The sequence below is a fragment of the Micromonospora sp. NPDC003944 genome (assembly GCF_053605225.1).
The window spans coordinates 91761-108764 of record NZ_JBSGIV010000005.1; the positions used below are offsets into that span (position 1 = coordinate 91761).

Below are 17004 nucleotides of genomic sequence, written 5' to 3' on the forward strand. Positions count from 1 at the left end.
GAGTCCTCTCATCTTTCCCCGCATCGCACGGTGCGGCGGGGACGGAATTGGCACCTGCCCCGCGGGTCGCTCAGCGGTGAGCGCGCGGGGTGGTTGCCGGGGCGTCGTCGGGCCGTATCCCTCAGCCCCTCTGGATGAGGTATTCAGTTGTGCCGCCGAGTCTAGGACAACGCTGTCGACCCTTGCTACCGCCGATCCCACACAGTGGGTCAGCGGGCGCTCACCGCAACCGGGTCGGTCACCGCGACCGGGTCGGTGACGGCGCTCGGCCCTGGCAGTGCCGGGGTCCGGGGTCGGGCGGCGAGGTTCGCGGCGATCAGGGCGGCGATCGTGATGGCGGCCCCGACCAGCTCGACGGGCTCCGGGTGGTAGCCGCGGGCGATCTGCACCGCGAAGGTGGTCACCGGGACCAGATTCATGAACAGCGCGGCGTTTGCGGAACCGAGTCGCTGCACACCGGTGTTCCAGGCCAGGACCGAGATCACCGCACCCACCAGCACGGCGTACGCCAACTGCGGGGCGACCGCCGCGAGGTCGGCGGCGGCCGGCGCGTGCTGCCAACCGACCGCGTCGGCGCCGATGCTCAGGACGAGCATGGCCGCCGTACCGGCGAGCGCGGTCAGGGTGGTGAAGCGCAGGGGGGACCATTCCCCGAACCGACTGGCACCGTGGGTGTAGATGCCCCAGCCCAGCACCGCGCCGATCATCATCAGCCCGCCCAGGCCGAACTGGCCGAGCCCGGCCAGGCTGCCGCGCGTGATCACCAGGCCGACTCCGAGGAGCGCCACCAGGGAGAGGGCCAACAGGAGCGGCTTCGGGCGTACGCCGTCGCGAGCCCAGCGGACGAGCTGGGTGATCACCGGGGTGGTGGCCACGAAGAGAGAGATCTGCTGCGGTGCGGCGTGTTCGAGTGCCAGGTTGGTGAGCAGGTTGAAGCCGGCGAAGCCGACCACTCCGAGCACCACGACCTCCCCCGCCCGACCACCGTGCCGCAGCGCGCCGGCCCCCTCGCGGAGCAGCAGGATGGCGACCAGGACGACGGCGGCCAGCAGGTAGCGCGCGGTGGTCAGGTTGAGCGGGTCGACCCGGTCGAGCGCACTGGCCAGGATCGGGAACATCACGCCCCAGCCGAGCACGGCGACCAGTGGGTACGCGGTGGCGCGGGATCGCATCGGTAACTCCAATGTTCGAGTATCGTCGAACCAACGACACCGACCATAGGGTCTTGTTCGATCATTGTCGAACAAGGGTTACACTGGTCACATGGAGCCGCATGAGCCCGACCTGACCGACGTCCCGGTCACAAGCGTGTTGGCCGCACTCGCCGACGACGTGCGGCTACAGATCGTCCGGGCACTTGCCGAGGGTGGCGAGGCCGCCTGCGGCAGCCTCGACTTCGGCGTCTCCAAGGCGACCCGCAGCCACCACCTCAAGGTGCTGCGCGAGGCGGGCCTGACCCGGACCAGGGCCGCCGGCACCAGTCGACTGGTCCGGCTGCGCCGCGACGAGGTGGACAAGCTCTACCCCGGCCTGCTGGACGCGGTCCTCGCCTCCCGCCCGCCGGCCTGACCGCCTCGACTCCCTGGTCCCGGACCTGCACCGCGCCCGATTCCCGGACCTTCCCGCCCCTGGCCCCCTGGCCACGGACCTGCCCCGCGCAGCCTTTGGAGCTGAATCGTTCACGGCATCACCCGACCGACCGCTCCCCCAGACCACTCCCCGGCGCGCGTCGCCGGAACCACCTCGTCGGGGCTCCGGCGACGCGCGGAACGGGTGCGGTCAGACGGACACCGGGCTGGGTTCGGCCACCCGGGACGACGGAGCGTCGGTGCGGCGTCGGGAGAGCAGTGCGTCGAGCGCCCACGGGCCGGAGCCGAGCGCGGCGACCAGCAGGAACGACCAGCAGAAGAGGGCCGACAGTTCGCCGCCGTTGTGCAGCGGCAGCAGGTGGTCCGGCTGGTGCACGACGAAGTAGGCGTACGCCATGGAGCCGGAGGCGAGGAGCGCGGCGGGTCGGGTGAAGAGCCCGACCAGCACCAGGGCGCCGCAGACCAGCTGGATCAGGGCGGCCCACCAGCCGGGCCAGGTGCCGAACGGTACCGCCTTGCCAGTCATCGGGTTGCCGCCGAACAACCCGAACACCGAGGACAGGCCGTGCAGCGTGAACAGCAAGCCGATCACGATGCGGAACAGGGACAGGATCGGCCCGCCGAGCCGAGAGACGTTCATCGAACCTCCATCGAAGAGAGCGAATAGGTCTCGTCAATCGTGAAGGACACAGACATCGAAGAACATAACTTCCTTGCTGGTGGGAAGATCCCTCGTGAAAGCGGTGTGACCCCTGATGCCGCAACAGCAAGTGCAAGCAGCGGTGGGGCGCCTTGATGGGAGAGGATCGGTGGATGATCTCCAGCCACACGGCAACACGGCGACGGGCCGGCGTAGCGATCGCGGCGGCCCTTCTGCTCGCCGCCTGCACCCCCGGCGACCATCGCGGCCAGGGCGGGGACCCGACCGGGCCGCCGCCCGCCGCGTCGAGCCCGGAAGCGGGCCCGTCCGCGAGCGTTACGCCGTCGGTCGAGTGCCCGACCAGCGGTATTCGGATCCGGTCGACCGGCGGGGACGCCGCGATGGGCCTGCGCGCCCTCGGCGTGGAGCTTGTCAACTGCGGTCACCGCCCCTACCAGCTCAACGGGTATCCGGTGCTGCACGTGTTCGACGAGGAGCGTGAGCCGATCATGCTGCGCGTGGTCAACGGCGCCAAGGAGATCACCTCGGGCTTCGACCAACCACCCCGGCCGGTCACCCTCGCCGCCGGGGAGCGGGCCACCGCCGTGGTGCTCTGGCGCAACCTTGTCACCGACTCGACGGTGGTGGCCACCAACGGCGAGTTTCTGACGGTGGCACCCGCCGCCGGGCAACCGGCCGAGGAGGTGGACCCGGACGGGCCGATCGACCTCGGCAACACCGGCCGGATCGGCGTCAGCGCCTGGAAGAAGGCTACGACGTGATGTCCTTGCGGGTGAAGCGCCAGAACGCCAGCCCCCAGAACAGCGTCGCGTAACTGATCGCCGAGATGCAGCCGCGTACCACGTCGTCGGTCTGCACCGGAGTCGAGAGCAGCCCCAGCCAGGCGGTGCTGTAGTGGGTGGGTAGGAAGTCACGCAGCGCACCCAGGGCGGTGATCTGGTCCAGGATGCTGGACAGGATCCACAGCAGAACCGCACCACCGACCGCGCCGAGCGCGGCGTCCGTGGTCACCGACAGCAGGAACGCCAGGCCGGCAACCACAAGCAGTACGACGGCCAGGTAGCCCAGCACGGCCAGCAACCGGAGCAACCCCTCGGTGGGCTCCAGCTCGGCGGCGACCGTGCTGCGCAGCGGTGACCAGCCGTAGCGCAGGGTGCCGGCCAGCAAGGCGGTGCCCGCCAACAGCAGCAGAGCCAGACCCGAGTACGCGAGCGCGACCACCAGCTTCACCGCCAACAACCGCGCCCGGGGCACCGGGATCGCCAACAGGTACCGCAGGCTGCCCCAGCTCGCCTCGCTTGCCACCGTGTCGCCGCAGAACAGCGCGACGACGACCACCAGCAGGAACGACGCCGACACGAAGATCGAGAACAGGGTGAAGTTGAGCCCGCCGGAGGTGGCCAGGTCGACCAGGCTGGCGAACTCGTTGTTGCCGTTGTCGTCGTCGCCACCGGAGTTGAACTGGAACGCGATCAGGATGATCAGCGGCAGCAACACCATGAACCCGAGCGCCAGCTGGGTCCGCCGCCGGGACGCCTGCCGACGGAACTCCGCCGCGAACGGCATGGTGGCCGACGGCCGGTAACCACGGGCCTCACCCGCGTCAATAACAGCCATCACCGGTCACCGCTTCCCCGAGAGTTCTCGCCCACCAGGGCGAGGAACGCGTCCTCCAGGCGCCGCCGAGGCACCACCCGATCCACCCCGATGCCGGCGCGCACCAGCTCCGCCACCACCTCGCTGCGGGCCGTGCCGTTGGTGTCGACAACCAGTTGGCCGTCGCTCTCCGGCAACACCCGGACCCCGTGCAGCCGGTCCAGCACCACCCGTGCCGCCGCCGGATCGGTCACGTCGAAGAGCACGCTCGGCGACTCGCCCACGATCTCCTCCACCGGCCCGGACGCCACGATCCGGCCCTTGTTCACCACCACCGCGTGCGTGCAGGTCTGCTCCACCTCGGCCAGCAGGTGGCTGGAGACCAGCACCGCCCGACCGTCCGTGGCGTAGCGCTGGAGCACCCGGCGCATCTCGGCGATCTGCGGCGGGTCGAGCCCGTCGGTCGGCTCATCCAGGACCAGCAGTTCGGGGAGGCCGAGCATGGCCTGGGCGATGGCGAGACGCTGACGCATCCCGTGGCTGTAGTTCTTGATCCTGCGGTGTACCGAGTCACCCAGCCCGGCGATCTCCAGCGCCGCGTCGAACTGTGCGTCCTCCCACGGTCGACGGGTGGCCCGCCAGTACGCCTTCAGGTTGTCCAGACCGGACAGGTGCGGCAGGAAGCCAGGCCCCTCCACGAGCGCCCCGATCCGGGACAGCACCGGCGAGCCGGGCACCAGCCGACGACCGAAGACGTAGATCTCCCCCGCGGTCGGCTGGGTCAGCCCCATCAGCACCCGCAGGGTGGTGGTCTTGCCGGCGCCGTTCGGCCCGAGCAGACCCACCACCTGACCGGGGTGCACCTCGAAGTCCACGTTCGATACGGCGACGAAGCCGTCCGCGTACTCCTTGCGCAGTGCGCGCACGGCCAGCGGGGTGTCCGCGTACTCCGGATGCACCGACCGGTCCTGGCGGCGGTGCCGTCGGCGGACCAGGGCGACGACCACGACGAGCCCGATGAGGATCGCGGCGAGCAGGCCGGCGAGCACCCAGCGCCAGACCGTCGCCGCGGTGGGGATCGGCTCGCCGTCGACGGTGGGCAGGCTGACCGCGCCGTCCGCCGCCACCGTGTAGACGGTCGGCGCGGCGGGCGTGGTGTACGCCTGGTCGGAGGTGGCCACCACCAGCCGCAGCCGGTGCCCGGCCTCCACCCGGCGGACGATCCCGGGCAGCGTCACGGTGACCGGGCGGGCGTCCTGCACCTGCTGCGGCAGGCCGGTGAGCCGGATCGGGGCGACCAGGCCGTTGGGCAGGGTGGCCGCGCCGTCCTTGTCGACGTCGTAGAGCTTGACGAAGAGCACCGCCTCGCCGGTAGGCGACGCCGCGCGCAGGGTGACGGTGGGCGCACCCGCCACGTCCACGGCCTCGGTCAACGGGGTGGACTCGAACTGGGCGTGCTGACCGGGCACGTCGCCGGCCACCCCGTCCAGCAGCGAGGCGAGCCCGCCCGCGAACGGGATCGACGAGATGGCCGCCGGGTTGCCGTTCGGCGGGTTCGCGATCGGCTGCGCCGGGCCGATGACCGTCACCTCCCGGCGGGCGGTGCCGGTCAGGCCCGGATAGTCGGCGCGGCGGAAGCCGGTCGCGACGAGGCCCCGGTCGAGCGCGTCGAAGCCGGCGATCCGGGACCAGGTGAAGTCGTCGCCGGGCGCGTCCCCCTCGCCCTTGACGTAGTGGTCGAGCCACTGGACGGTCAGGAACTTCACCCGGTCCTCGTCGGAGCGGGGCCCACTGCCACCGTCGTGGCCACCGGTGAACCAGGCGACCCGTACCGGGGTGCCGGTGGCGGCGATGCCACGGGCGTTCGCGTCCGCCTCGCCGAGCGGGAAGAGGGTGTCCGCCTCGCCCTGCACCAGCAGGGTGGGGGCCTTGATCCGGTCCAACACGCCGGCCGGGCTGGAGCGGCGCAGCAGGTCCACCGCGGCCTGGTCGGCGCGGCCGGTGGTGGCGATCCGGAGGTACGCGGCGCACACGTCGGCGGCGAACCGGCCGCAGGACGGGTCGGCGGCACCCGCCGGGGCGCCACCGGGACCACTGCCCGGGCCGGCACCGGGGTCGGGGCTGGGCGGGCCGGCCGACATCGGTGCGCCCTGTGGCTGGGCGGCGGTCGCACCGGAGAGCCCGGCCGGGCCGGAGCCCACGTTGCCGCCCCCGCCGAAGAAGAGGCCGGCCCAGCCCTTCTTGAACACGCCCTCGGTCGGCGCCGCGCCGGTGCTCTCCGGCAGGAACGCGCGGGACAGGTCGTTCCAGGTGATCATGGGCACGATCGCGTCGACCCGACGGTCCTGGGCGGCCAGCAGCAGCGCCAACCCGCCGCCGTACGAGCCGCCGACCACCCCGACCTTCGGATCGCCGGGGGCGTCGGTGCGCACCTCCGGCCGAGCAGCCAGCCAGTCGAGAAGCCGCTCGGCGTCGCGCACCTCGTAGTCCGGGTTGTCCAGGTGGATCTCACCGCCGCTGCGGCCGAAACCCCGCGCGGTCCAGGTGAGCACCGCGTAGCCGCGCCCGGCGAACTCCTCCGCGTCCGAGCGCACCGACTCCTTCGTGCCGCCGAACCCGTGCGCCAGCAGCACCGCGGGCACCTTCCGACCAGCCGAGGCGTCGTCCGGCAGGTAGAGGGTGGTGTCCAGGTTGACCGGCTGGTCGCCGGATGGTCCGGAGCGGACGGTGAGCATCGTGCTCTCGGTGCGTACGCCCGGCCCCTGTGGCCACACCGCCCAGGTCACGGCGGCGGCCACCAACACGACGACCACCGCGGCGGCGGTCGCGCGGCGGCGGGTGGGCAGGGCACGCCGGAACCACGCGGCCGGCGACGGCGATGTCATGCGGCACACGGTACGGCCCGACGCCTGAGCGTTGGCTGAGATCCGCCGTACGTCCGTCCGGTTGCCCCGATCGGTGGCTCGTGAGGGTGCGAGCGCGCAACGTCCGACGCGGCACAGCGAGTTGACTTCGGATCCCGTGAATTCCGATCTTCCACAGATATCCACCTCGATCCCTCCATGTCACACCCACAGGTGACACAGAGCGTGCCGGTAACGCGGACAAATGGTGACATGGCTCGAAGTGACGCGAACCTGACTCGCTGAGTGAGGTCTGACCAGGCGAGGGTTCGATTAGTTTTCCGGTCCGGTGCACGGGACTTGTCGGCTCGCCCGACGCCGCGCCGATCCGCGCCCCACGCCGGAGGAGACACACATGACGATCCCCGCGCCGCGGGCCCGTCGACGGCCGTCCACGCTGGGCCGACTGCTGCCCCTGCTGCTCATCGGAGCACTGCTGGCACCGTTGGGCCTGCTCGTGACGTCGAACTGGCGGCAGATCACCGACGACCGGGACCTCGCCACCAGAGAACGACTCGGCGTGGAGTACCTCACCGCGCTTGCGGCGGTCACCGACGCCCTGGTGGATGCCCAGTCCAACGCGGTCAACGGCCGACCCGTCGCACGGGAGGCGTTGAACAACGCGGTCGAGGCGGCCGCCGCGGTGGACGCCCGCATCGGCGGGGAGTTGCTCAGCCAGGAACGCTGGGCCGGCGTACGGGCCAAGTTGGAGGCGCTGCGCGGGCGTAGCGCCACCGACCCCGAGGCCGCCTACACCGCGTACGGTGAGGCCTCCGACCTGCTGCTGGCCCTGCACCGGAAGGTCCGGGAGAGTTCCGGGCTGGTCCGCGACCCCGAGTCGGACTCGTTCTTCCTCCAGGACAGCGCCGGCCAGGAACTGCCCGAGGCGGTGGTCGCCGCCGGTCGGCTCGCCGACCTCGGCACGCTTGTCTCCCGCCGGCCGGCCGCCGAGCAACCGCGCGGCCTGATGGAGCTGACCGGCCTGCGGGTGTCCGCCCTGACGCCCGCCGCCGACCTCGTCGACAACCTCCGCTCGGCCGTGGACGGTTCGGAGAGCACCGACCTCGGTGCCAACGTGCTGACCCCGCTGGACACCTACCAGCGTTCGGTGGAGGCGCTCGCCGCGTACTCCGTGCCGGCCAGGGACACCGGCGTGGTCAACCCGGGCCAGTTGAGTGCCGCCGCGCTCAACTCGCACCGCTCGGCCCGCCAACTTCAGCCCGTCATCCTCACCGAGCTGGACTCTCTGCTGGCCGAGCGCATCGATCGGCTCAACCGGGACCGCTGGCTGACCGCCGGGGCAGGGATCGTCGCCGTGCTGTTGCTGAGCTGGCTCGCCGCGTTGCTCGTCGTCGCCGGCCGCCGGGCACGGCGTCGTGCCACCCTGGCCGCGACCCACACGGAGAGCCCCGACGCCCCGCCGCACCGCGACCCCTGGCAACCGCCGACGGACGAGCAGCGGGCGCTGCAACCGGCCGGCGCGGCCCGGGACCCCGAGACCACACAGTGGGGGGCGTTCGATGCTGCTCGGTAGGCTCCGGATCCGCGGCAAGCTCGCGCTGCTCGTGGTGATCCCGCTGCTCAGCATGGTCGGCCTGGCCGTGCCGGTGATGCTCGACCGAACCGCCGCCGCGCAGCGGGCCGGCGACACCGCCGAGCGGGTACGCCTCGCCAGCCGGGTCGGCAGCCTGGTCCAGGATCTCCAGCAGGAACGCATCCTCTCCATCGGCTTCCTACTCGGCCGCATCGAACGAAGTGAGCTGGTCCGCAAGTCCGCCGACGTGGACGACCGGGTGGCCGACCTCCGGGCGGCCCGCAGCGACGCGCTCACCGATCAGGTCGACCGCGCCCTCGACCGCGTGTCCAGTCTCATCGACCTGCGGACCGCCGTCCTGGCCCGCACCGCGAACCCGGGCCAGGTGATGGACGCGTTCGGCCCGGTCAACAAGGGGATCATCGAGTCACTGCGGCTGCCGTTCAGCGTGGACACCACCACGTTGCCGGGCCGTCAGGTGCTCGCCCTCGACGGGCTGCTCCGCGCCGACGAGGGCCTGGGTGCCTGCGCCACCCTGAGCCTGCTGGTCAAGGCGATCGGCACACCGGACACCACCGCCGGGTACGTGGCCTGCATCGCCGCGCTCCAGGTCGACAACTCGCGCTTCCGCAGCCTGATCACGCCTGAGCAGCTCACGGTGGCCCAGCTCAACGAGGCCGCTGTGGCCGCGCGTACCAGCCCCGACTTCCTGGTCAGAAGCGCCCGGGATCCGGCCGCCGCCGTCCGGGACGTGCCGATGGAAGCGCTCTTCCCGGCCGTCCGCACGATGATCCGGCTCGGTCAGTTCGTCGAGAAGAAGCTCGTCGCCGACGTTCTCGCCGAGGTGACGGCCGAGCAGCAACGGGCGCTGACGGCCGCGTACCTCGTCGGTGCCGCGGCGGCCTTGATCCTCACGCTGGTGGTGTTGCTCAGCGTGGCGGTGGCGCGGACGGTGGCCCGACCGCTGACCCGCCTCACGCGCTCGGCCGACCGGGTCGCCCGGGTCGCCGAGGCGGAGCTGGTCCGGGTCACCGACGACGAGACGGAGAGAACCCAGTCGGTGCGGCTGGAGCCGGTGGACATCCGCGCGAACGACGAGATCGGCGACCTGGCGCGGGCCTTCGACCGGGTGCAGAACACGGCGGCGCAGTTGGTCGAGCGGCAGGTCGCCGGCCGGCGCAACGTGGCGCAGATGTTCGGCCACGTCGGGCGGCGTACGCAGAACCTGGTGGGTCGGCAGATCGCGCTCATCGACCGGCTGGAGCAGCAGGAGGCCGACCCGGGCCGGCTCGAGCACCTGTACCGACTCGACCACATCTCCAGCCGGTTGCGGCGCAACGCGGGCAGCCTCGTGGTGCTCTCCGGCTCGGCCGGGGCCGACGCGCACACCGCGCCGGTGCCGCTTGCCGACGTGGTCCGGTTGGCGCTCGGTGAGATCGAGGACTACACCCGGGTGGAGGTGCAGGTGCCGGCGGGCGTCTCGGCCGCGCCGGCAGTGGTCGGTGACCTCGTGCTGGCACTTGCCGAGCTGATGGAGAACGCCACTGTCTTCTCCCCGCCGCACACCCGGGTGCTGGTGGCCGCCGAGACGTCCGGCCTCGGCGCGCGGCTGACCGTGGTGGACCACGGCATCGGCATGAGCGAACAACGGCTGGCTGAGGAGAACGCCAGGTTCACCCGCCGGGAACGGCTCGACCTGGCCCCGACCGAGGTGCTCGGTCTCTTCGTGGTGGGCCGGTTGGCCCGTCGGCACGGCTGGCAGGTCGCCCTGGCCGCCACCGGCGGCGGCGGGGTGACCGCACAGCTGGAGATCCCGGCGACGTCGTTGGTGCTGCGCCGCGCCGACCGTGCCGGGGCCGCCGTGGCCCGCGCGGCGGTGCCGGAACGGGATCGGCGTACGACTGCGACGCTCGACCCCGAGCAGCCCGCCGCGGTGGCCGTCGCCGCACCGGCCCGCTTCGACTCGGACCTGCTCAGCCGGGCCACCCGCAGCCTGGACGCCGGCCCGTCCTGGAACGCGTTCGGTCAGGGCCAGCCGGAGCCTGTCGTTCCCGAGACCCAGAGCCCGGAGCCGGCGGGCAAGCCGGCCGGGCCACGGGTGCGGCAGCGGGTCCCCGGGGCAACCCTGCACGCCACCGCCGCGACGACCCGGCCGGTGGACGCGACAGGCGCGGACCCCGCCGAAGCCCTCGCGCTTGTCGAGGCCTTCCAAGAGGGTGTACGACGCGCCGAGCTGCACGTGGCACCGGGCCTCGGCGGCGCGTCGACGCGGACGGCCAGCTCCGGGGCTGCGGTGGTGGACCCGGGCACGACGCTCGACCTGCCCAGCACCCCGGGCGGCGCCGGCCCCACGGTGCCGCGTGGTGGCGGCTCGACCGATGCCGCAGCAGAGCGGCCGCGGCTGAGCCGACGGGTACCGGGGGCGAACCTCACCGCCATCCCGGCCTGCCAACCGCCAACGACGCACCTCGGTGATCCGGCCGAGGTCCGTGACCTCATCAGCGAGTTCGAGGCGGGCGTCGCCCGCGCTCTCCGCGAAGTCAGCCCCGACCACCGGAACGAAGAAGGATCATCACGGTGACCAGCCCCTTCCTACACGACAATGTCGACCAGAGTCAGCCCAGCACCAATGGGGACCTCAGCCCGGAGGCCCGTACGTTCAACTGGTTGCTGGACTCCTTCACCTCCAGCACCGCAGGGGTCCTGGAAGCGATCGCGGTCTCCTCGGACGGTCTGCTGATGGCCATGTCGGCGATCAAGGATCGGTCCAACGCGGAGCGGTTGGCCGCCGTCGTGTCCGGAATGACGAGCCTCGCCGGTGGGGCCGCCAGTTGGTACGCGCTCGGCGGCCTGAACCGGGTGATCGTCGACATGGCCGACGGCTACCTGTTGATCAGCGCGATCAGCAGCGGTTCCGTGCTCGGGGTCGTCGCCGACCGTTCGGCGAACCTGGGCACCGTCGCGTACGAGATGACGCTCTTCGCCGGGCGGGCCGGTGGCGCCCTGACCCCGCGACTGATCGTCGAGTTGAAGAACGCCGTTCAGCAGTGACCCCCGACGTCGCCGGCGACGATCCGGATCCGGATCCCAGGGTTCGGATCCGCCCGTACCTGCGTACGCCACCCCCGACCGGGGTTGGCGCGACGGCGACACCGGTGCAGCCCGAGCCGGAGCAGGACGGGGGCCGGCCGGCCGGTCCCCGTCCGTTCGTGCTCACCTCCGGACGGGTGGCGGGCGCCGACCCGGCGATCGGCCTGGAGACCCAGGTGACCCTCCGCACGGAGAGCGGCTGGTGGACCGGTCCACCCGGCAGCCTGCTGGCACCGGAGCTTCAGACGATCATCGCGCTCTGCGCCGAACCGATCTCGGTGGCCGAGATCTCGGCCCGCGCCCGACTGCACTTCGGCGTGGTACGGGTCCTGGTCGGCGACCTGCGCGCCGCCGGGCACCTGGACGTGCATGTCACCGACACCGACGACGCTGTCGATCCCGATCTCATCCTGCGAGTGATTGATGGACTCCGTGCGATCTCCTGAATGGCCGGCCGCCCCGCTCGGCGGGGTCGCCGCGAACAGCGCCGCCGCCCGCTACGGCATGTCCCCGGGCACCGGGCCGATAGTCGGGCGGGCCGGCCCACCGCCTACCGCGTCGCCGACCGCACCACCGCCGTACCGGCCCCCGTCGGGTGCGCAGTCGGGGTCGTCTTCGTCGGGTAAGCCGGCGGCACCGCCGATCCCGGTCAAGATCCTGGTGGCCGGTGGATTCGGGGTGGGCAAGACCACCACCGTGGGTGCGATCTCCGAGATCGCACCGCTGACCACCGAGGCCGAGATGACGAGCGCCGGGATCGGCGTGGACGACCCGGGTGCCCGATCTGCCAAGACCACCACCACGGTGGCGATGGACTTCGGCTGCGTGACGATCGATCGCAGCCTGAAGCTCTATCTGTTCGGCACGCCGGGGCAGACCCGGTTCGGCTTCATGTGGGACGACCTGGCCCGGGGAGCGCTCGGCGCGCTCGTGGTGGTGGACAGCGCACGGCTCGACGACTGCTTCCCGGCCATCGACTTCTTCGAGCGGGCCGGGCTGCCGTTCGTCGTCGGGGTCAACGCCTTCGACGGTCGACTGGCCCTGGAGCTCGGCGAGATCCGCTGGGCGCTGGCCATCGGCGATCATGTACCCCTGGTGCAGTTCGACGCCCGCGACCGGCTCTCGGTGCGGGACGCCCTACTGGTCGTCCTGGACCGCGCGCTGGACCGCGCCACCCGGGACAGGAGGGCCTGAGCCGACCGGCTCCGGCCGTGGCGGGAAGAGGGTGATCTGGTGAGGGGCGACCTGGACGAGACGCTGGCCCGGTTGGCTCGACGTGAGGAGGCGTCGCGCCGTCGGGCCACCGACCGTGACGACACCGCCTTGTCGAGCCCGCCCGGCCTCGTCAGCGGCACCCGCAACGCCCGGCCGGGCCGGCACGCGGGGGTGGAGGCTCCGGGCGACGGATGGGGGCCGGTCGAGGAGGTGGCCGAGGCGGTCCGCCAGGTCGTCGGGGCGTACCCCGGGCTGGCGGTGACCGTGCAGGTGGAGCACGCCGGGCGGACGTACCCGATGCGGGTCTCCTGGAACGGGCCCGCCGTCACGGTCGGGCCGGTGCCCCCGCCGACCCCGGTGGAACCGCCGCCGGCCTGGCCGCTCTCCGGCCGGACCGTGCCCGCCTGGGCGCCCGGCCCGGACGGGTTGACCCCGGACCCGGCGGCCCGGCTGGCCGAGCTGATCCGACGTGACCCGACGCTCCTGGACGAGCTGGATCCGCGGCGCTGACCGGCGGGGCTGGCTGCCGGCGGCTACGGTCGGGCAGTGGCGCAACCCGACCTGAACTTGACGGCGAGCCTGCGACCGGCGGCGCTGGACGCCCGACGGGGCATCGTGCGGCTGCACCCGGAGGCGCTGACCGCGCTGGGCCTCCGCCCCGGCGACCCGGTCCGCCTCGCCGGCCGCCGGGAGACGGCCGGGATCGCCGCGGCGGCCGGGCCGGGCGCGAGCAGCGCCCTGCTGTACGCCGACGACCTGACGTTGGGCAACCTGGGTCTGCGCGACGGTGGTCAGGTGCGGGTGAGCCCGGTGCCGTTGGTTCCGGCCAGCCGGGTCGTGCTGGCCGGGCCGGTGGGAGTCGTCGCGGCGGTCAGCCCGGAGATGCTCCGGCTCGCCCTGCTGGGCAAGGTGCTCACCGCCGGTGACGACGTATCGCTGCTGCCGCAGGACGTGCTGCCGGACGCCTCGGTCCGCAGCCTGGTCGAGGCGGCGCGACACAGCCTGGCCAACACCGTCGGTTTCGCCTGGACCAGCACCCTGCTCACCGTGGTCGCGGTCGAGCCGGCGGACGGCGCGCTCGTCACCATGGGCACGGTGACCGGTTGGCAGCACGGCGCGACCACCCACGGTGGACCGGCCCCGGTCGGCACGATACCGGCCCGGCCGGGGGCGAGCGCCGACGCGGTCGCGGCCGAGGACGTGCCCGACGTGGACGAGCTTCCCGGGCTGCGGGCCCAGGCCAAGGAGCTGACCGAGCTGTTGGACCTCGGCTTCCACCACCGGGAGGTGCTGGGCCGACTGGGTACCACGATCTCGTTGGGGGTGCTGCTCGTCGGCCCGGCCGGCTCCGGCAAGTCGGCGCTGGTGCGGGCCGTGGCCGCCCGGGTCGGTGCCCGCGTCCACCCGCTCTGGGCACCCGAGTTGGCCGCCCTGGCGAATCAGGCCGCCGCCGAGCGGTTGCGGGCAGCGGCGACGGCGGCCCGAGCCGGCGGCCCGGCGGTGCTGCTGGTCACCGACGTCGAGGCGCTCGCACCCGCGGACGATCCCGGCCCGGTGGCGACGGTGTTCCGTCAGGTGCTCGCGGAGAGCATCCGCGCCGGCGTCGCCGTGGTCTGCACCACCGGCCGACCGGAGGCGGTCGATCCGGCGCTGCGCGCACCCGACCTGCTGTCGCTGCGGATCAGCGTGCCGCTTCCGGATCAGGCGCTGCGCCGCGAGCAGCTCACCGTGCTCACCCGGCAGGTGCCGTTGGCCGACGACGTCCGGCTGGACGACGTGGCCGCGCGTACCCCCGGGTTCGTCGCGGCGGACCTGGCCGCACTGGTCCGGGAGGCCGGGGTACGCGCGGCGCTGCGGCAGAAGTCCGCCGAGACGCCGACGGTGTCGATGGCCGACTTCACCGCCGCCCGGGAGGTGGTCCGGCCCACCACGATGGCGGCATCCACCCTGGACCTGGCCTCGGTGACCCTCGACGACGTGGGCGGCCTGGACGAGGTCAAACAGACGCTGACCGAGTCGGTGCTGTGGCCGCTCACCTACCCGGACACCTTCGCCCGGCTCGGCGTGCAGCCACCGCGCGGCGTGCTGCTCTACGGGCCGCCGGGGTGCGGCAAGACCTTCCTGGTCACCGCGCTGGCGGGGTCGGGACGGGCCAACGTGCTGTCGGTCAAGGGCGCCGAACTGCTCTCCAAGTGGGTCGGGGAGAGCGAACGCGCGGTCCGCGAGCTGTTCCGTCGGGCCCGGGAGGCGGCCCCCACGCTGATCTTCCTGGACGAGGTGGACGCGTTGGCGCCGGTACGCGGCCAGGCCACCGACGGGGGCACCACGGACCGGGTGGTCGCAGCCCTGCTCACCGAGCTGGACGGGGTGGAGACGCTGCGCAACGTGGTGGTGGTCGGCGCGACGAACCGTCCAGACCTGATCGACCCGGCGCTGCTGCGGCCGGGCCGGTTGGAGCGGCTGGTCTACGTGCCGCCACCGGACGGGCCCGCCCGCGCGGAGATCCTGCGGGCCGCGTCCCGGCAGGTCCCGTTGGCACCGGACGTCGACCTGTCCGCTCTCGGCGACGAGCTGACCGGCTTCTCCGCTGCGGACTGCGCGGCGCTGGTCCGTGAGGCGGCGTTGGCCGCGATGCGGGAGTCACTCGCCGCCGCCACGGTCACCGCCGAGCACGTGTCGAGGGCACGTGATCGGGTCCGCCCGTCGTTGGACCCGGCCCAGGTCAGGTGGCTCGCCACGTACGCCGCCAACCGGGAGTGATCCGACCGGCACAACCTTTCGCCGCGCCCCGGACGTCCCTAGTACGTCACATTCCTCAGTGGAGTCGTCCACTGCGACGTCAGGTGGTGTTCCTTGCGCAAGCGGCTCTCTCTCCTCCTCGTCCCCCTCGTGGCTGCGGCGACCCTGGTCTCGGTCGGCGCACCGGCGACGGCTCATCCGGCGAAGCCGTTCCCCGCCCGCATCGCGCTGCCGAACGGCTACACCCCGGAAGGACTGACGATCGGCCGGGGCACCACGGTCTACGTGGGCTCCGTCCTGGACGGTGCCGTGTGGCGGGGTGACTTACGCACCGGACGCGGCTCGGTGCTGATTCCCGGCACACCGGGGACCGCCAAGGCGGGTATCGAGCTCGACCGGCAGGGCCGGCTCTGGACCGCCGACTTCTATGGCGGCGGGGCCAGCGTGTACGACCCGGGCAGCGGCGCCCGGTTGGCGCACTACCAGTTCACCACCGACCCCAACACCCTGGTCAACGATCTGGTGATCACCGAGCGGGCGATCTACTTCACCGACTCCGTCCGGCCGGTGCTGTACGTGGTGCCGCTCGGCCGGAACGGTCGGTTGCCGGCCGCCAACGCCTTCCGGGTGCTGCCACTCACCGGTCCGGGCGCGACTCCGGACGCGTTCAACAACGGGATCGTGGCGCTGCCGAACGGTGATCTGCTCGTCGCGCAGATGCTGACCGGTCACCTGGTACGCGTCGACCCGCGTACCGGCAGCAGCCGCCTCTTCGACCTGGGCGGCTACTCGGCGGACCGGGCCGACGGTCTGGTGCTGCGCGGTCGCACCCTGCACGTGATCCGGAACCTGTCGAACATCATCGCGGTGGTCCGGCTGAACGCCGGCTACACCGCCGGTGTGGTGCAGCGCGAGATCACCAGCCCGCTGCTGCGTTCACCTGCCACCGGTGACCTGCTCGGCTCGGCGTTGTACGTGGTGAACGGCCGGTTCGACGTGGCGTCGACGCCGAGCACCGACTACGACATCGTCCGCGTGCCGGCCTGACCGGGACGGTCGGCGGCGGCCCAGCGGTCGCCGCCGACCCCGCCGGGCACTTCACAACGCCGGCGGCGTCGAATCCAGGCAGATCTCGGCGCGCACCTTGTCGCCATCTTCGCGCAGTTTCGCACCGCATTTCTCGAGTACGGTGATTGCGCCGACGTTGTCCTTTGTCGTGTCCGCCACGACGACCCGCATGCCCGCCCGAGCGGCGGCGTTCAGCAACTCCCGCAGGGCCGCCGCGCCGATCCCCTGCCCGCGCGCCGACCGGCCGAGCCACATCCCGGTCTCCACCGTGCGCGGCTCGTCACAGCGTGTCATCCGGACCATGCCCAGCACCTCGCCGCCGACGAGGATGGCGTACATCTGCGAACCGGTCGGGCCGTCCAGCCCGCCGAAGCTCGCCCGGTGGAAATCGCGGAACGCGTCGCGGCGGGCGAGTGACCAGCCGGCAGGCGCCTCGACCGGGGGCATCACGTCACCCGGCTCCGCCTCCGCAGCCGCTACGGAGAGCAACGGCTCCAGGTTCCGCTCGTCCACCGGCTCCAGCCGGACCGCACCCGCCACGTGCCGCAGTCTGCCGCCCTCATCGGCCGAAGTCCACCCCATTGGCCATCCACTGGCGGTCCGGGCAGC

Annotated in this window: 15 protein-coding genes and 1 riboswitch; of the genes, 10 read left to right on the plus strand and 5 right to left on the minus strand. The window is 72.5% G+C overall.

Going from position 1 to position 17004, the window contains the following annotated elements; translation table 11 throughout:
* Positions 1–5: 5 nt before the first annotated feature.
* Positions 6–141: riboswitch (SAM riboswitch) on the minus strand.
* 68 nt (positions 142–209) lie between these two features.
* The gene (locus ACWER9_RS04095) at positions 210–1172 is read right to left on the minus strand and encodes a DMT family transporter (protein WP_452300375.1); all 963 of its coding nucleotides are present in this window, start codon (positions 1170–1172) and stop codon (positions 210–212) included.
* Positions 1173–1263: 91 nt separating this feature from the next.
* Between ACWER9_RS04095 and ACWER9_RS04100 the strand changes: the two genes are divergently transcribed.
* A complete protein-coding gene (locus tag ACWER9_RS04100; RefSeq protein ID WP_452300376.1) occupies positions 1264–1569 on the plus strand; it encodes an ArsR/SmtB family transcription factor in 306 nt (101 codons plus the stop codon).
* Between the two features lie 210 nt (positions 1570–1779).
* Here the strand turns inward: ACWER9_RS04100 and ACWER9_RS04105 are convergent, their stop codons facing one another.
* Positions 1780–2229, minus strand: coding sequence for a DoxX family protein (locus ACWER9_RS04105; RefSeq protein ID WP_452300377.1), 450 nt, complete (start codon positions 2227–2229; stop codon positions 1780–1782).
* A gap of 173 nt (positions 2230–2402) precedes the next feature.
* On the opposite strand from ACWER9_RS04105, the gene ACWER9_RS04110 reads away from it, so the two are divergent.
* Complete coding sequence (locus ACWER9_RS04110) at positions 2403–3011, plus strand: DUF4232 domain-containing protein (protein WP_452300378.1); 609 nt, start codon at positions 2403–2405, stop codon at positions 3009–3011.
* Here ACWER9_RS04110 and ACWER9_RS04115 read toward each other — a convergent pair.
* Positions 3001–3867 carry an ABC transporter permease gene (locus ACWER9_RS04115; RefSeq protein ID WP_452300379.1) on the minus strand — a complete coding sequence of 289 codons (867 nt, stop codon included), beginning with the start codon at positions 3865–3867 and terminating at the stop codon, positions 3001–3003. The two genes, ACWER9_RS04110 and ACWER9_RS04115, sit on opposite strands and share 11 nt — an antisense overlap.
* Positions 3867–6731, minus strand: coding sequence for an alpha/beta fold hydrolase (locus ACWER9_RS04120; protein ID WP_452300380.1), 2865 nt, complete (start codon positions 6729–6731; stop codon positions 3867–3869). Before ACWER9_RS04120 ends, ACWER9_RS04115 begins: the two co-directional genes overlap by 1 nt.
* Before the next feature lie 373 nt (positions 6732–7104).
* Between ACWER9_RS04120 and ACWER9_RS04125 the strand changes: the two genes are divergently transcribed.
* The 8 genes from ACWER9_RS04125 to ACWER9_RS04160 all read left to right on the plus strand — a co-directional run bounded on the left by ACWER9_RS04125 (position 7105) and on the right by ACWER9_RS04160 (position 16374).
* Positions 7105–8283: a hypothetical protein gene (locus ACWER9_RS04125; RefSeq protein ID WP_452300381.1), complete on the plus strand. Its 1179-nt coding sequence runs from the start codon at positions 7105–7107 to the stop codon at positions 8281–8283.
* Positions 8270–10864: a nitrate- and nitrite sensing domain-containing protein gene (locus ACWER9_RS04130; protein ID WP_452300382.1), complete on the plus strand. Its 2595-nt coding sequence runs from the start codon at positions 8270–8272 to the stop codon at positions 10862–10864. Before ACWER9_RS04125 ends, ACWER9_RS04130 begins: the two co-directional genes overlap by 14 nt.
* The gene (locus tag ACWER9_RS04135) at positions 10861–11334 is read left to right on the plus strand and encodes a roadblock/LC7 domain-containing protein (protein ID WP_350857371.1); all 474 of its coding nucleotides are present in this window, start codon (positions 10861–10863) and stop codon (positions 11332–11334) included. Before ACWER9_RS04130 ends, ACWER9_RS04135 begins: the two co-directional genes overlap by 4 nt.
* Entirely contained in the window at positions 11331–11819 is a 489-nt protein-coding gene (locus ACWER9_RS04140) for a DUF742 domain-containing protein (protein WP_452300383.1), read from the plus strand. Before ACWER9_RS04135 ends, ACWER9_RS04140 begins: the two co-directional genes overlap by 4 nt.
* The gene (locus ACWER9_RS04145; protein WP_452300384.1) at positions 11797–12567 is read left to right on the plus strand and encodes a GTP-binding protein; all 771 of its coding nucleotides are present in this window, start codon (positions 11797–11799) and stop codon (positions 12565–12567) included. Before ACWER9_RS04140 ends, ACWER9_RS04145 begins: the two co-directional genes overlap by 23 nt.
* A gap of 39 nt (positions 12568–12606) precedes the next feature.
* Positions 12607–13098, plus strand: a complete 492-nt coding sequence (locus ACWER9_RS04150; RefSeq protein ID WP_452300385.1) for a hypothetical protein — start codon at positions 12607–12609, stop codon at positions 13096–13098.
* Positions 13099–13134: 36 nt separating this feature from the next.
* The gene (locus ACWER9_RS04155; protein ID WP_452300386.1) at positions 13135–15348 is read left to right on the plus strand and encodes an AAA family ATPase; all 2214 of its coding nucleotides are present in this window, start codon (positions 13135–13137) and stop codon (positions 15346–15348) included.
* Between the two features lie 129 nt (positions 15349–15477).
* On the plus strand, positions 15478–16374 hold the full coding sequence (locus tag ACWER9_RS04160; protein WP_452300387.1) for a superoxide dismutase: 897 nt from the start codon (positions 15478–15480) through the stop codon (positions 16372–16374).
* A gap of 51 nt (positions 16375–16425) precedes the next feature.
* On the opposite strand, the gene ACWER9_RS04165 is transcribed toward ACWER9_RS04160, so the two are convergent.
* Positions 16426–16935 carry a GNAT family N-acetyltransferase gene (locus tag ACWER9_RS04165; RefSeq protein WP_452300388.1) on the minus strand — a complete coding sequence of 170 codons (510 nt, stop codon included), beginning with the start codon at positions 16933–16935 and terminating at the stop codon, positions 16426–16428.
* Positions 16936–17004 lie beyond the last annotated feature (69 nt).